This is a genomic window from Streptomyces sp. NPDC014734, assembly GCF_043083325.1.
In the GTDB taxonomy this organism is placed as follows: domain Bacteria; phylum Actinomycetota; class Actinomycetes; order Streptomycetales; family Streptomycetaceae; genus Streptomyces.
In genome coordinates, this window is the sequence record NZ_JBIBYN010000001.1 from 682,315 (window position 1) to 697,018 (window position 14,704).

Here is a 14,704-nt window from a genome sequence, read left to right on the forward strand (position 1 = left end):
GGGAGTCCGATGAGTCCTCATCGACCGGAGGAACCGGAGAGGTACGGGCGTCCCGGGCGCCCGGACCGGGACGAGCTGCTGCGCCGGTTCGCCGCCGAGGCGCGCGCCGAACGGCCGGATCTGGCGCAGCTCTGCCTGCTGCTGGCGGCGGTGGCCGATCCGGACCTGGACGAGAACGGGATCGACGCGGCACAGATCGAGCTTGACGATCTGGCGGGCCGGCTCCCGTACGGGGTGCGGGGCGGCCGGGCCTGGGCCTCGGCGGTGACCGAACTGCTCGGCGAACGGTGCGGCTTCGCGGGCTCGGCCGCGGACTACCGGCGGCTGGGTTCGTCGCTGCTGCACCAGGTCCTGCGGCGGCGGAGCGGGCTGCCGATCCTGTTGTCGGTGGTGTGGATCGAGGTGGCCCGGCGGGCGGGCGCCCCGGTGTACGGGGTGGCGCTGCCGGGTCACTTCGTCGTCGGGTTCGGCGACCCGTCGGAACGGGTGCTGGTGGATCCCTTCCACGGCGGCCGCCCGTTGACCGGGCGGGACGCGGAGCTGCTGGTGGCGGGGGCGACGGGGGCGCCGCTGGAGGAGTCGATGCTGGAACCGGCCCGGCCGCTGGAGATCGTGCTGCGGATCCTGAACAACATCAGGGCGTGGGCGGCGGCCCGTCCGGAGCACACGGACGTGGCGCTGTGGTCGGTGGACCTCTCCCTGCTGCTGCCCTCGCACCCGGCCCGGCTGCGATTCGAGCGCGCCCAGCTACTCGTGCAGAGCGGGCGGTTCCTGCGCGGGGCGGCGGAGATGGAGGCGTACGCGGACGTGGTGGCCGGGGTCGACCCGGAGGCGGCCGAGACCATCCGCCAACGGGCGCGGGCGGCAAGGGCGTTGCTGAACTGAGGGCAGTACCGGCCGGAGGCCGCCGCCCCGGGGCCGGGCCCTCATGGCCCCGGGGCCCCCGGCCCCGACCGCTCTCGCCCGTGCGCCCGCGTCGGCAGGCACGGCCCCGTCCGGCCCGCCCTTGATCACACGGGGGTGCCCGAAGACAAGTAACCCGGCTCCGGCGCGTCACGTCCGACGGCTTACGCCGCCAGGTGGAATCGCGACCGAACCGGCGCCGGGGGCAGGCGGGGGCAGCCGCGAACCGGTGCCGGGCGCCGCTCAGCCCACGAACCACCAACGCCCCCTCAACCCGCCTCCCCCGTAACGGAGTTGGCCGCCCCCGGCGGCCCTGCGGGCCGGGAGTGGCGCAGACGGGCCGTCACGCCGGGACCTCGGCAAACGGGTGGCTGCCGCCGCTCAAACCTCAGGCGGCGCCGCATGCCGTCCAACGGGTGATTATCCGCTCCACGCCACCCGAAAAGCCCACGGCATCGCTCGAATGCGGCACTCCCCGATGGCGCGGGACTCCATTCCGGCTGACGGTGGATCACGTCGCCACTGCTCCACACCGAGTCGACACCCCGTCACTCTTCGCAGTCGCGGCGGAAGGAATGTGTTCAGATGCGCTCTGCCCGCACACTGTTCGCTTCGGCCGCTGTCACAGCGGTCCTCGCCATCACCGGTCCCGCCGCCTACGCCGCGGTCGCGGCGGGGGACTCGGCACCGGCGGCCAACGGCTCCTCGTCCTCGCGCGGCGACGAGCACGGAAGGTACGACTCCGACCACGGCGACCGCGGCGGCGACCGCGGCGGTCGCGACGACTACGGACGCGGCGACGACCGCGGCGACGACGAAGGCGGTCGCGGCGGCCGCGGCGACGACGAAGGCGGTCGCGGCGGCCACGGCCGCGACGAGGGGCGCGGACCCCGCGGCGGCATCCACACCGGCGGCGGCTTCATGGCCAAGGTGATCGTCGGCGACGAGGGTGGTCGCGGCGGCGACCACGGCCGTGACGAAGGCGGTCGCGGCGGTGACCGCGGCCGTGACGAAGGCGGTCGCGGCGGTGACCGCGGCCGTGACGAGGGCGGTCGCGGCGGTGACCGCGGCCGTGACGAGGGCGGCCGGGGCGGCCACGGCCGCGACGAGGGGCGCGGACCGCGCGGCGGCATGCACACCGGCGGCGGCTTCATGGCCACGGCCCTCACCAGCGACCGTGACGAGGGCGGCCGGGGCGGCGACCGCGGCGGCGACGAGGGTGGTCGCGGCGGTGACGAGGGCGGCCGCGGCGGCGACGAAGGCGGTCGCGGCGGCGACGAAGGCGGTCGCGGCGGCGACGAAGGCGGTCGCGGCGGCGACCGCGGCCGCGACGAGGGCAGGCCGCGCGGCGGCATGCACACCGGCGGCGGCGGGACGGCGATGACCGGCAGCAGCCTGGCCGCCGGTTCGGCGCTCCTGCTCGGCGGCGTCGGCGTGGGCGCGTACAAGCTCCGTCGTCGCCGGTCGGACGGTGGCGCGGTCGCCTGACCGGGCCTCCCGTCCGCCGTCAGCCGGTCGTCATCACGTTGTCGCGGCCGTCGTCCCTCGGGGGCGACGGCCGCGGCGGCTTCGTTTCCGCTCCGGTGATCCGGCACCGGAGCGGGACACGACGGTCGAGCCCCGGCGCGTCCCCGCCTCCACCTCCGCCTCCGTGCGGACGGTGCCCCGACGTCCCGCGCCTCCGGCTCCCGACAACCCCGCCCCCCTGACATCGCACAAGCTGACATCGCACAAGCGAAAGGCACGTTCCCATGGCCGCCCCGCAGCCACCCGGATCCACCCCCTCCCGGACCGCCCCCGCAGCCACACTGCGCCGCGCCCTCATGTGGCCGGTCGTCGCGGCCGGGCTGGGCATGCTCCTGATCTACAACTCCTTCGGCAACGCGGCCGACGACAAGGCGCCGTCCCCGCCCGTCGCCGCCCTCGCGCCGGCCATGCCCGTGCCCGAGGTCCTCGGTTCCCACGCCCCGCCCCACCCCGCCCCGCCGCCGGAACGGGCCACCGGCCCGGCGATGCTGCGCTCCGTCCCGGCCCGGCTGCGGATCCCGTCCCTCGGTGTCAACGCACCGTTCACCGATCTGGCGATCGGCACCGACGGCCGGCTGAACCCGCCGCCTCCCAACGACAACAACCTCGTGGGATGGTTCAAGGACGGTGCCACACCCGGCGAGCGCGGCACGGCGATCGTGGCCGGGCACGTCGACACCACGACCGGGCCCGCCGTCTTCCTCCAGCTCCAGTTCCTCAAGCCGGGCGCCACGGTCGACATCACACGCGCCGACGGCTCGGTGGCCACGTTCAAGGTCGACTCGGTGGAGACCTTCAGCAAGGCGAAGTTCCCGGACAAGCGGGTCTACGCCGACGCCCCCGACGCCCAGCTGCGCCTGATCACCTGCGGCGGCCCGTACAACAAGACCGCCAAGGACTACGAGGACAACGTGGTGGCGTTCGCCCACCTCGACTCGTCCAAGGAGGGCTGACGGCCGCGCCGAACCGGGCCGGCGGAGGAACGACGTGCGCGTCGGTACCGAACCGGGTCGCGGCGGCAGGGCGGCCGGGCCGCGAAGGGCCGCGGGCCCGGCCGCCGGACGGATGCCCGGCCTACAGCCAGCCCTTCTCCCGGGCGATCCGGACCGCCTCGGCCCGGTTTCGGGCCGCCAGCTTCTGGATCGCCGTGGAGAGGTAGTTGCGGACCGTCCCCTGCGAGAGGTGGAGGGCCGCCGCGATCTCCGCGTTGGTGGAACCGTCCGCCGCCGTGCGCAGGACGTCGCGTTCGCGGTCGGTGAGCGGGTTCGCCCCGTCGGCGAGCGCGGCGGCCGCGAGGGTGGGGTCGATGACCCGCTCCCCCGCCAGTACCCGGCGCACCGCCGAGGCAAGTTGGGCGGCCGGCGCGTCCTTCACGAGGAAGGCGTCGGCGCCCGACTCCATGGCCCGGCGCAGGTAGCCGGGGCGGCCGAAGGTGGTGACGATGACGATCTTCACGTCGGGCAGTTCGCGCCGCAGGACCGCGGCCGCGTCGATCCCCGTCATGCCCGGCATCTCGATGTCCAGGAGCGCCACGTCCACCCGGTGCTCACGGGCGGCGGCCGACACCTCGTCGCCGCGGGCGACCTGGGCCACCACCTCGATGTCGGGTTCCAGACCGAGAAGCGTCGCCAGTGCCTCGCGCACCATGGACTGGTCCTCGGCGAGGAGAAGCCTGATCATGCTCATTCCGTGGATCCTACGGGCTGTCCCGTGGGCCGGAACCCAGCGGAACGCTCAGGGCCAGCACGAAGCCCCTGCCGGAAGCGGAGGCGCCGGAACGGGATGTGCCGGTGCGGGTGGTCAGGGTGCCGCCGACCGCGGCGAGGCGTTCGGAGAGGCCGGTGAGGCCGTTGCCCGGTTCGCTGCCCGCCGCCCCTGCGCCGTCGTCCGCGACGGTGAGTTCGAGGACCTCGCCGTCGAGGGTCTGGCGGGCGGTGAGGTCCACCGTGCAGCGCCGTGCCCCGCTGTGGCGCACGACGTTGGTGACCGCCTCCCGCAACGCCCAGGCCAGTACCTCCTCCGGCTCCCCGGGGACATCCGCCGGGGCCTCGGCCGGGACGTCGGCGACGATGCCCGCCGCGGCGAGCGCGGTACGGGCCCCGGCCAGTTCGCCGGGGAGGGTCGGCCTGCGGTAGCCGGTGACGGCGCCGCGCACGTCGGCCAGCGCCTGACGGCTGACGTGCTCGATGTCCGCGACCTGGGCGGCCGCCTGCTCCGGATGGGCGGGCAGCATCCGGCCGGCCAGCTCGCTCTTGAGCGTGATGAGCGAGAGCGAGTGGCCGAGCAGGTCGTGCAGGTCGCGGGCGAGCCGCAGCCGCTCCTCGTTGGCGGCGAGCTGGGCGACGGTCGCGCGGGCCTCGCGCAGTTCGATCGTGGTGCGGATCAGCTGCCGTACGCCGGTCATCGAGAACCCGCCGAGCAGCGCGGGGAAGACCAGCGCGGTGACGGTCTCGCGCGGGTGGTCGCCGAGGACTCCGAAGCCGACCATGACGGCGGTGACGGCGGGGATGAGCCATCGCGACGTCCGCAGCGGCAGGGTGGCGCCGACGGAGACCGCCACGTACACGAAGAGGACCAGCCAGGACGTGCCGAGCGTCAGGATGAGGACGGCGGCGAGGACGCCGAGAAAGGCGATGACGGCCCGGACGAGACGGAGGTCCGACGGCCTGGCGGTGTTGCGGAACACCAGCACCAGGTACGCCGCGGCGAACACCACCAGGCCCAGCGTGCCGCCCGCGGTCGCCCACACGGTGTGCCGGCCGGTGGTCAGGTCCTGGACCGGGGCGGCCATGAACGCGAGCCAGATACCGATCCAGAACAGCTTGATCCAGCCCTGCCTGCGCGTCGTGGGCGGGCGCCCGATGCCGACGGCCGTCTCGTCGTCGTTCACGCCTTCAGGGTGTCCTTCCGGTAGAGCCAGGCCGCACCGCCCGCGAAGACCAGGAAGTAGAGGCAGAGGAGGGCGACGTCCTTGGCGTGCGGTGAGCCGCCCATCTCGATCGCCTGGCCGAGAGAAGCGTACGCGTGGGTGGGCAGCCACTCGGCGATGTCCTGGAGCCACCGCGGGAAGGTCGCGGTGGGCATCCACAGACCGCCCAGGATGGACAGGCCGAAGTAGACGATCATCGTGAGCGGGCGGACCGCGTCACCACTGGCGAGGTAGCCGATGGCGACCCCGAGCGCGGCGAACACCAGGGAACCGGCCCAGATGACCCCGGCCAGCGCGAACCACTGCCAGGCCTCCACCCGCACCTGCTTGACGACGGCGGCGACCACGAAGACGACCACGATGCAGGGCAGGGTGACGATCGCCGCACTGGCGATCTTCGCCAGCACGTAGCCGCGGCCGGGCAGCGCGGTGAGGCGCAGTTGGCGGACCCAGCCCTTCTCGCGCTCCTTCGCGATGCGTTCGCTGTTGCCCATGAGGACGGCGGTCAGCGCACCGAACGAGGCCATCGAGACCATGAAGAACGCCTGGAAGGTGAGATCGGTGTGCGGGATGCGGTCGGAGCTGTTCTGGGTGCCGGAGATCAGCAGGTAGATCACCGACGGGTAGATGACCGAGAAGAACATGAACTTCTTGTTCCGCAGGGTGCGGGTCACTTCGAGCCTGATGAGGGTGTTCACGCGGTCCTGGCCTCCTCGGCCTCGGTGATGGCGACGAAGGCCTGTTCCAGGCCGAGTCCCGCGACTTCGAGCGCGCGCGGGTAGAGGCCGAGTGCGTAGACGGCGTGGACGGTCGCGTCGGCGTCGTGCGACTGGATACGGACCCGGCCGCCGGAGACGTCGAGCCCGGACAGGTGCGGCAGGCCGCGCAGGGCCGCCTCGTCGACCGGGCCGTCCAGTTCGAAGGAGATGCGCCGGGCACCGGCCCTCGCCTTGATCTCGGCCGCGGTGCCGTCGGCGAGGAGGCGGCCCTTGTGGAGGACGAGGACACGGTCGGCGATCGCGTCGGCCTCTTCGAGGTAGTGGGTGGCGAACAGGACCGTGCGGCCCTGGTCGGCCTGGTCGCGCATGGTGGCCCAGAACGCCTGACGGGCGGTGACGTCCATGCCGGTGGTCGGCTCGTCGAGAACGATCAGGTCGTTGGCCCCGGCCGTGGCGAGCGCGAACCGTACGCGCTGCTCCTGTCCTCCGGAGAGCTTGTTGACCATGCGGTCGGCGATCTGGGCGATGCCGGCCCGGGACATCACCTCGTCCACCGGGTGCGGCCTGGGGTGCAGGTCGCAGGCGAGACGGACCAGTTCCCCGACCCTGACGTCCTCCATCAGACCGCCGGACTGGAGCATCGCGCCGACCCGGCCCGCGGCGATGGCCTCCTGGGGTTTCGTGCCGAAGACCCGGACCGAGCCGGAGTCCGCGGTGCGCAGGCCGAGCAGCAGGTCCAGGGTGGAGGACTTCCCGGCGCCGTTGGGACCGAGGAGCGCCACGGTCTCACCGGGATGCAGTTCGAGGGTGAGTTCGTCGACGGCGCGTACCTCGCCGTACATCTTGCTGACCCGGGCGAAGCTGACCGCTGCGGTCCTCGCCGCGGTGGCCCCGGTGGTTGTCGTCGTCATGGGTCCAGCGTGACGGCGCGAGGGGCCCGCCCGGCAGGGCCGTGGATCGTGGAAACGGCATGACAGATGTCATGTCCGGACGCATGACACGGCCGTCTCGGCGCCCCGGCGGAGCACCTCGCACGGCCTCGTCGCCCGTACGGCGCCGCCCCCGCCCGGAGTGTCCGGACGGGGGCGGGCGGGATGCCTCAGCCGTTGCCCCCGAGGTCGATCGTGACGGTGCGCTCGGCGGTGGTCTTGCCGACCAGCGCGGTCTGCATGGCCGCCGCCACGTCGTCGGAGCTGAGCTGGTGCTTCTTGCCGTCACCCTTGGTGATCATGATGCCCTCGAACACGCCCTCGCACAGGGTGTCGATGGCCTTCTTGTCGTAGTGCGGAACCAGCTTGCCGTCGACCGCGACCATCGAGAGGATCTGCGGCAGCGACCTGGCGGGACCGAACTGGATCTCCTTGGCACCGGCCCTGATGGTGATCCGGTCGGACATCGCGGGCTCCGCGAACTCCTTCATCGCCCGGTCCAGTTCCGCCTTGTCGACGGTGGGTTCGCGGGTGGCGACGGGAAGTTGGACGGCGGACGCCTTGCCGGTCTGCACCTGGGCCCGGTACGCGTCGCGCACCGAGAGCATCGACCGGTTGACGTCCAGCGCCTTGCCCGCCTTGCCGGGCACCGCGACGGCCTTGTTGATCTCGAACTTGATGGTGCCCTCGTTGGCCGAGCCCGAGACCCCCGCCAGGTCCGTCAGCGCGACGCCGAGCTTCTCCTCGTCGACCGGGATCACCGGGTCGACGACGCGCTTCTGCCCGAAGAGGGAGCCGATGACGGAGACCGGGTTGTAGTCGCTGCCCGCGGCCGCGCGCACGGTTTCCTGACTGTCCAGGGCGAGTCCGGCCTTGTCCGGGGCGAGTTCGGCGGTCTTGCCGTCCACGGACAACCGGAGGGGCGCCACGGCGCGCTTGCCGAGGGCGGCGTCCAGCTTCGCGACGGCCTCCTCCTTCGTGCCACCGCCGATGTCGACGCCGAGCACCGTGGTGCCCTTCGGGACGTCGGAGTGGTTCATCAGGAGTCCGGCCCCGTAGGCGACGGCGGCCAGGGTGACGGCCGCCGCGCCGAGGAGCACCAGCTTGGAGCGGCCCTTCTTCTTCGCGCTCTTCGTGTTCTTCGCGGGCGCGGGGGCGGGGGCGGACGACGGTGCGGCGGGACCGCCCGGCCCCGCCGGGCCGGTGCCCATCGCCTCGTCCTCGACCCGGGGCGCCCCGTCGGCGCGGCGGGCGCCGAGACCACCCGCGCCCGGGAACGGGAACGCCGAACGCGGCTCCGACGGAACGACCGGGATGCCGCTCGTGAGCGTGTCACCGGAGACGTTTCCGTCGGGGCCGCCGGGGGCCGGGGCGGCGAACTGGGGGGTCAGGACCGCCGTGTCGTCGGACATCCGCGGTGCGGCGGCGCCGGACGCGCCGGGCCCCTGCGCACCCGCCGGGCCGCCGGAGCCCTGGGCTCCCGCGTCGCCGACGTTCGGCGTGAGGGACGACATGCCGGTGGCGGGTCCCGTGGTGGGCCCGGAAGGACCGGGGACGGGCCCGCCGGGGGCTCCGGAGCCGAACGCGTCGAGGGCGCTGCCGCCCGGGCGGGGTTCGTCCGGGGCGCCGGTGTGCTGCGGGCCGTCCGAGAAGTACGGCAGACCGGTGCCGGACGGGGCGGGCGCGCCACCGACCGCCGGGGTGCCCGCGGCCGGGGTGGCCGGGCCCGCGGCCGGGATGCCCTCGGCCGGGGTGCTCGTGGGCGGCTTGCGCGGGGCGAACCAGTCGCTGCCGCTCTTCTCCCTGACCGGCTTCTCGGGAGCCGGCTCGGCCGCCTCCGGAGCGGGCGGCGCCGCGGCGCCCGGTGCGGTCGCCTCCGTGCCCGTCGCACCGCTCGCGGCCGCGGACGGGCGCGGAACGCTGCCGGTGCGCTCGGCGTCGGCGGTGTCCCCGTCGTTCACCGGTGTACGCATCACGACCGGCGGGATGGGACGCGACCCCGGAATGTTGATCCGGATACGTGTCGTCAGCGTCGTCTCGGTCCTCGGCTCTTCGGGCCGTTGCCGGTCCGCAGGCTCCGGGGCCCCGTCCGGGGCGTCCTGCGAGGGGTGCAGCGACGGATACTGGCGGGATCCGTACGGCGGCGTCCCCGAGGGGTACGCGGCTCCTCCGCGCCCCTGGGTCCCGGAGGACGAACTGTCAGTTTCACGACTCAAAGCAGGTTCTCCCGATTGGCTCCGCCGCCCGTACTTCCCCCATGCCGCAGGCCAGGGGACGGCTCGGCGCGCGAACCACCATACTGGCCAACGCCGACAGACACCCCGCGACCGGGGGAAACGACCGCACGGCACCCTGACGGGCAGAGGGCATTACGGGATCGGCCGTGGCTTCTACTTGCCAGGTCGGCCGCTGTCGGCGCCCGGCAGGGGCGACCGCGACATGGTGGCACAGATCACAGCGATGACCATCCCGCCCAGCATGAAGAGGAGGAGGCCGACTTCGTCGCCGAAGACATAGTCGCCCTCGGGCCGCCCACCGAGCAGTATCACGATCGAAATCAGCCAACCTGCCGCGGGGGCCAGGGCGCCGAGCTGGGTGCCGAAAAGACGGCCCCCGCCGCTGAACAGTCCGGCGCAGGCCGCCAGCGCCAGCAGCAACCCGCCGGGGAACCACGCCGCTTGGACGAGCGAACCGGCGATCCCGACGAGCGCGCCGAGAACGGCGAGGAGTACGTGGCCGACGATCCGCCCGGGGTTGAGGGGTGCGGCGAGTCCGGTGGCCGGGACGTTCCGGGAAGGCGGTCCGGAACGCGTCGCGCGCTGCCTGCCGTCGCTCATCGCCGCGCCCCCGGCAGGCCCGCGAACAGGTCGTCCTCGCGCTCCCCCGGGGCGGCCCCGGGAACACCGCGCACCAACTCGTAGTACTCGGTGGTGAGGACGGGCTGGCCGAGGTCGTTGGAAAGGGCGAAAAAGTCACCTTCCACGACGATCTGCGTGGCATGGGCGCGCATCGCCGCGCGCTTGGCCTCCGCCCGGTCCGCGCCGTCGATCACGGTGGTGATCCCGCTGTCGTCGACCACGCCGGGTACGTCGTCCAGGTCGGCGATTCCCCCGAAGGCGTCCGGCGACGCCTCCCGCAGGCGCGCGAAACCCTTCTCGACGACCGAGCGCGGCACCCGGTTCCAGTAGATCTTGGCGACGGTGTGCGGGCCGTCCGGCCCGGCGTCGTACGCGGGATCGGCGGCCAGCTCCGCCGCGCGCATCGCGACGCGGTGCGCCTGGATGTGGTCGGGGTGTCCGTAGCCGCCGTCGGGGTCGTAGGTGACCAGGACCTGCGGGCGCGTCGAGCGGATCACCGCCACGAGGTGCCCGGCGGCTTCGTCCACGTCAGCCGCCCAGAAGGCGCCGGGGCGGTGGTTCTGCTCGACGCCCATCATTCCGGAGTCGCGGTAGCGGCCGGGGCCGCCGAGGAACCGGTGGTCGGTGACGCCGAGTTCCTTCATCGCGGCGGCGAGTTCGTCCCGGCGGTGGGGGCCGAGGGCATCGTCCCGGTCCGGCGCGAGATGGGCGAGGGTGGGTGGAATGACCTCGCCCTCCTCGCCGAGTGTGCAGGTCACCAGGGTGACCAGGGCGCCCTCGGCCGCGTACCTGGCCATGGTGGCGCCGTTGTTGATCGACTCGTCGTCGGGGTGCGCGTGCACCAGAAGCAGGCGCCGGGCGGGGTGGTCCGTCATGGGACCACCCTACGAGCCGAGCGCCTCGGGAGCCGACCGCGGCCGCGCACCGGCCTCCGGCACGCCGTGCGGTGCCGTCGGCCCGGATCGCCGGGCCGGGGCGCGCCGTCGGGCCGTGCCCCGGGGGAACCGCGTTCCGGAAGAGCCGTTCCTCAGAACTTGAGGTTGCCGATCATGCCTGCCACGTTGGTGGTCAGGTTCGAGATGCTGGGTGCGATGGACGAGCTGGCGAGATAGAAACCGAGCAGTGCGCAGACCACCGCATGTCCGGCCTTCAGTCCGGATTTCCGGATCAGCAGGAAGACGACGATCGCCAGCAGCACCACCGCCGAAATCGAGAGTGCCACGGCGGTTCACCTCCATCAGTACGGTCGGGACGGGCAGCACACAGGAGCCAGCGGGTTCATACCCACAACGCGCTACGGATCATAACTATCCGTGCGACCGCATTGATCGGGGCACAGCAGCACGAGGGGCGCACGACCGGGCGGTCGGGGGCTAGGTTCGGCCCATGACTTCCCAGAAGATCTCATTTCCCCGTCAGCACGCACGAACGATGCGATTCACCCTCGGCGCCCCTCGCGCGTTCACCGTATCGCCCGACGGTGAGCGGGTGGTCTTCCTCCGGTCGTCCTCCGGCACCGACCGGTCGGGCCGGTTGTGGGTGCTGGACCTGCCGGAGGGCGGCACGCCGAGGGAACGCCTCGTCGCCGACCCCGGGACGCTGCTGGGCGGTTCGGCGGAGCGGCTGTCTCCCCAGGAGCGGGCCCGGCGCGAGCGCAGCCGTGAGGGCTCCTCGGGGATCGTCGGCTACGCGGTGGACGCGGCGGCCGAGTTGGCCGCGTTCGCGCTCTCCGGGAAGGTGTACGTCGCCGAGCTGCGGGCGGGCACGGCGCGGGCGCTGCCGGTACCGGGCCCGGTGATCGACCCGCGGCCCTCGCCGGACGGGCGTCACATCGCCTACGTCGCCAGGGGCGCCCTGCGCGTCGTGGGCGCCGGCGGCGAGGAGGACCGGGCGCTCGCCGAGCCGGACGCGGAGAACGTCTCGTACGGCCTCGCCGAGTTCGTCGCCGCCGAGGAGATGCAGCGCCCGCGGGGCTTCTGGTGGTCGCCGGAGTCCGACCGGCTGCTGGTCGCCCGGGTCGACGACAGCCCCGTACGGCGGTGGTGGATCTCCGATCCCGCGAACCCGGACCGGCGGCCCACCGAGGTCGCCTACCCGGCCGCGGGAACGCCCAACGCCGATGTGCGGCTCTTCGTGATGGGGCTGGACGGCACCCGTACCGAGGTGGTCTGGGACCGCGTGCGGCACCCGTACCTGGCCCAGGTGCACTGGTCGTCGGCGGGTGCGCCGCTGCTTCTGGTGCAGACGCGTGACCAGCGCGGCCAGCTCCATCTCGCGGTAGACCCCGAGACCGGAGCGACGCGGACGGTGCACGCCGACGAGGATCCGATCTGGCTGGAAATCTTCCCCGGGGCCCCCGCCTGGGCGCCGGACGGAAGGCTGGTGCGGATCGCGGACGAGGGCGGGGCCCGGGTGCTCGCGGTCGGCGACCGGCCGCTGACCGGGGCCCGGTTGCAGCTCCGGGCGGTCCTGGACATCGGTGAGTCGGACGTCCTGGTGGCGGCGTCGGCGGGCGAGGAGGCCGCCGCACCGGAGATCGGCGAGACCCATGTGTACCGGGTCAACGAGCTGGGCGTCGAACGGGTCTCGGAAGGCGCGGGGGTCCATTCCGCCGTCCGCGCGGGCGGGGTGACGGTGCTGGTCTCCCAGTCGCTCCAGTGGCCGGGGACACGGGCCGAGGTGCTGCGGGACGGCGAACGGGTCGCCACCGTCGCGAACTTCGCCGAGCGGCCGACGCTCTCGGCACGGGTACGCCTCACCGAGGGGGGCGCACGGCGGATTCCGTGCGCCGTGCTGCTTCCGGAGGGCCACAAGGATTCGGACGGCCCACTTCCGGTCCTGATGGATCCGTACGGCGGACCGCACGGCCGACGGGTGCTCGCCGCCCACAACCCGCATCTGACCTCGCAGTGGTTCGCCGACCAGGGCTTCGCGGTGGTCGTCGCGGACGGCCGGGGCACTCCGGGACGTTCCCCCGCCTGGGAGAAGGCGGTCAAGAACAATATCGCCCTCACCGTGGACGACCAGATCGAGGCACTGCACGCGCTGGCCGAGAAGTTCCCCCTGGACCTGGGCAAGGTGGCGATCCGGGGCTGGTCGTTCGGCGGGTATCTGTCGGCCCTGGCGGTGCTGCGACGGCCGGATGTCTTCCACGCGGCCGTGGTGGGCGCGCCGGTGACCGACCAGCGGCTGTACGACACCCACTACACCGAGCGCTACCTCGGCGACCCCGCCGAGCAGCCGGAGGTGTACGCACACAACTCGGTGCTGACGGACGACGGGCTCTCCGGGGCGGCGGACCAGGTCCGGCCGATGATGATCATCCACGGCCTGGCGGACGACAACGTGGTGGTCGCGCACTCGCTCAGGCTGTCGTCGGCGCTGCTGGCGGCGGGGCGTCCGCACGAGGTGCTGCCGCTGAGCGGAGTGACGCACATGACGCCGCAGGAGCAGGTGGCGGAGAACCTGCTGCTGCTCCAGGTGGACTTCCTGAAGCGGTCGTTGGGGCTGCGGGACTGAGGGCCTGTCGGGCGTCCGGCGGCGGTTCTCGGCCATCGGACGCCCGTGCCGGTTCCCCGGGCAACCGTCGTCTTCCGGCCATCGCGGTACGCGGCCTCGGGCCGGGCCGCCCCCACCGTGTCCGTCACCAGCCCGGCGGCGGCTGGGCGGGCGGCGGCGGCTGGTTCGGCGGCGGCGGGCCGAAGGAAGGCGGCGGCTGGTCCGGCGGCGGGCCGAAGGAAGGCGGCGGCTGGTCCGGCGGCGGGCCGAAGGAAGGCGGCCGGTTCGGGGGCGGCGGCCCGGAGGGACCGGGGCCGGGATAGCCGTAGCCGGGGCCGTACCCCTGGTGGGGATGGTCGGGGGCGACGGCCGTCCCCCGTCGGGCCAGCACGAGGAGCACGACCACGGCGACGGCGGATTCGAGGAACCAGCTCAGCACCAGGAGCTGGTTCTCGACGGGCAGTTCACCGAAGTGTTCCAGCATGTCGTAGTGCGTGGCACGGATCACTCCCGTCACCCCGGCCGGCAGCAGCATCGCGGCGGCGATCAGACCGAACGGCCGGGCGTGCACGGCTCCGGCGAGCGCGCTCACGCCGGCGAACAGGCAGAGCAGCACGACCAGGGCGCTGCTCCAGCCGGGGGGCGGGTCGATCAGACCCTGGGTGCCCAGCGCCCCGCCCACGTACCAGTCGGGGAAGAGCTCGGGCAGCCGCACCAGTTGGCGGATCTCCCAGGCGGCGACGACCGCTCCTCCGACGCCCAGCAGCAGGAAGGCGGTCACGCCTGCGCCCTGGCCCGTCCGGGAAGGCACCTGCTCGGAGAAGTCGGCCGGCGGACGGCGCCCGGCACCCGCCGCGGCGATCAGCGTGATCCCCGCGGCCAGGGCGACGAAGGCGCAGAGCAGGGCCCGGGTACGGAGGTCGTCGGAGAACCTGCCGTTCATCCCGGACGCGCCGATGGTCCAGAGACCGGGGAGACGTACGGCGATCGTGACCACCCCGGTGGCGACCATCGCCGTAGCGGCCACCGAGGACCGCAGCGCCGCCCCGGCGGCGACGAGGTACACCACCAGCAGCACCAGGTCGCCGCCCGTCGTGGCGGGCATCACGTGAAGCCGCGCGTCGTAGAAGCCCGCCCAGTACCGCCACAGCTGTTCCTGGTCGTCCGCCGCCCCGAGATCCCGTATCAGCCAGCACGCGACGACCACCGCGAGCAGGGCGCAGAGAACGGCGCCGGTGACCCTTGCCCCCCGTGTGAGTATCACCCTCGCGATACTCCACGGTCGCCGCCCACCGGACAAGGGGGACGCGCGAGATGCCGTACGAACGGGCAACCGGCCGG

The 14,704-nt window shown here is 73.4% G+C and carries 13 protein-coding genes; 4 read left to right on the forward strand and 9 right to left on the reverse strand.

The window, feature by feature from the left end; all coding sequences use genetic code 11:
* Positions 1-9: 9 nt before the first annotated feature.
* From ACF1CT_RS02975 to ACF1CT_RS02985, 3 genes are all read left to right on the forward strand, one after another.
* Positions 10-885, forward strand: coding sequence for a tetratricopeptide repeat protein (locus ACF1CT_RS02975; RefSeq protein WP_391781964.1), 876 nt, complete (start codon positions 10-12; stop codon positions 883-885).
* Between the two features lie 603 nt (positions 886-1,488).
* Positions 1,489-2,391, forward strand: coding sequence for a hypothetical protein (locus tag ACF1CT_RS02980; protein ID WP_391781965.1), 903 nt, complete (start codon positions 1,489-1,491; stop codon positions 2,389-2,391).
* A 263-nt stretch (positions 2,392-2,654) separates the two neighbouring features.
* Entirely contained in the window at positions 2,655-3,383 is a 729-nt protein-coding gene (locus ACF1CT_RS02985) for a class F sortase (RefSeq protein WP_391781966.1), read from the forward strand.
* 121 nt (positions 3,384-3,504) lie between these two features.
* Here ACF1CT_RS02985 and ACF1CT_RS02990 read toward each other — a convergent pair whose 3' ends face one another.
* From ACF1CT_RS02990 to ACF1CT_RS03025, 8 genes are all read right to left on the reverse strand, one after another.
* Positions 3,505-4,116, reverse strand: coding sequence for a response regulator transcription factor (locus ACF1CT_RS02990; protein ID WP_391781967.1), 612 nt, complete (start codon positions 4,114-4,116; stop codon positions 3,505-3,507).
* 10 nt (positions 4,117-4,126) lie between these two features.
* Positions 4,127-5,320 carry a sensor histidine kinase gene (locus ACF1CT_RS02995; RefSeq protein ID WP_391781968.1) on the reverse strand — a complete coding sequence of 398 codons (1,194 nt, stop codon included), beginning with the start codon at positions 5,318-5,320 and terminating at the stop codon, positions 4,127-4,129.
* Positions 5,317-6,057, reverse strand: a complete 741-nt coding sequence (locus ACF1CT_RS03000) for an ABC transporter permease (RefSeq protein ID WP_391781969.1) — start codon at positions 6,055-6,057, stop codon at positions 5,317-5,319. Before ACF1CT_RS03000 ends, ACF1CT_RS02995 begins: the two co-directional genes overlap by 4 nt.
* A complete protein-coding gene (locus tag ACF1CT_RS03005; RefSeq protein ID WP_391781970.1) occupies positions 6,054-6,989 on the reverse strand; it encodes an ABC transporter ATP-binding protein in 936 nt (311 codons plus the stop codon). The genes ACF1CT_RS03000 and ACF1CT_RS03005 overlap by 4 nt, the downstream gene beginning before the upstream one ends.
* A 188-nt stretch (positions 6,990-7,177) precedes the next feature.
* Entirely contained in the window at positions 7,178-9,223 is a 2,046-nt protein-coding gene (locus ACF1CT_RS03010) for a hypothetical protein (RefSeq protein WP_391781971.1), read from the reverse strand.
* Between the two features lie 174 nt (positions 9,224-9,397).
* On the reverse strand, positions 9,398-9,844 hold the full coding sequence (locus ACF1CT_RS03015) for a DUF6113 family protein (protein ID WP_391781972.1): 447 nt from the start codon (positions 9,842-9,844) through the stop codon (positions 9,398-9,400).
* Positions 9,841-10,740 carry an N-acetyl-1-D-myo-inositol-2-amino-2-deoxy-alpha-D-glucopyranoside deacetylase gene (gene mshB, locus ACF1CT_RS03020; RefSeq protein WP_391781973.1) on the reverse strand — a complete coding sequence of 300 codons (900 nt, stop codon included), beginning with the start codon at positions 10,738-10,740 and terminating at the stop codon, positions 9,841-9,843. The genes ACF1CT_RS03015 and mshB overlap by 4 nt, the downstream gene beginning before the upstream one ends.
* A gap of 152 nt (positions 10,741-10,892) precedes the next feature.
* Positions 10,893-11,087, reverse strand: coding sequence for a hypothetical protein (locus ACF1CT_RS03025; RefSeq protein ID WP_376233709.1), 195 nt, complete (start codon positions 11,085-11,087; stop codon positions 10,893-10,895).
* Between the two features lie 164 nt (positions 11,088-11,251).
* Here ACF1CT_RS03025 and ACF1CT_RS03030 point away from each other — a divergent pair, with 164 nt between their 5' ends.
* Positions 11,252-13,384, forward strand: a complete 2,133-nt coding sequence (locus ACF1CT_RS03030) for a prolyl oligopeptidase family serine peptidase (RefSeq protein ID WP_391781974.1) — start codon at positions 11,252-11,254, stop codon at positions 13,382-13,384.
* 124 nt (positions 13,385-13,508) lie between these two features.
* On the opposite strand, the gene ACF1CT_RS03035 is transcribed toward ACF1CT_RS03030, so the two are convergent.
* Positions 13,509-14,627 carry a hypothetical protein gene (locus ACF1CT_RS03035; RefSeq protein ID WP_391781975.1) on the reverse strand — a complete coding sequence of 373 codons (1,119 nt, stop codon included), beginning with the start codon at positions 14,625-14,627 and terminating at the stop codon, positions 13,509-13,511.
* Between the last annotated feature and the right edge of the window lie 77 nt (positions 14,628-14,704).

Excerpts from the sequence above, each read along its gene's own strand:
- mshB (WP_391781973.1), bottom strand. The coding sequence starts at position 10,740 with ATGACGGACCACCCCGCCCGGCGCCTGCTTCTGGTGCACGCGCACCCC.
- ACF1CT_RS02990 (WP_391781967.1), bottom strand. The coding sequence starts at position 4,116 with ATGAGCATGATCAGGCTTCTCCTCGCCGAGGACCAGTCCATGGTGCGC.
- ACF1CT_RS02985 (WP_391781966.1), top strand. The coding sequence starts at position 2,655 with ATGGCCGCCCCGCAGCCACCCGGATCCACCCCCTCCCGGACCGCCCCC.
- ACF1CT_RS03015 (WP_391781972.1), bottom strand. The coding sequence starts at position 9,844 with ATGAGCGACGGCAGGCAGCGCGCGACGCGTTCCGGACCGCCTTCCCGG.
- ACF1CT_RS02980 (WP_391781965.1), top strand. The coding sequence starts at position 1,489 with ATGCGCTCTGCCCGCACACTGTTCGCTTCGGCCGCTGTCACAGCGGTC.
- ACF1CT_RS02975 (WP_391781964.1), top strand. The coding sequence starts at position 10 with ATGAGTCCTCATCGACCGGAGGAACCGGAGAGGTACGGGCGTCCCGGG.
- ACF1CT_RS03005 (WP_391781970.1), bottom strand. The coding sequence starts at position 6,989 with ATGACGACGACAACCACCGGGGCCACCGCGGCGAGGACCGCAGCGGTC.
- ACF1CT_RS03030 (WP_391781974.1), top strand. The coding sequence starts at position 11,252 with ATGACTTCCCAGAAGATCTCATTTCCCCGTCAGCACGCACGAACGATG.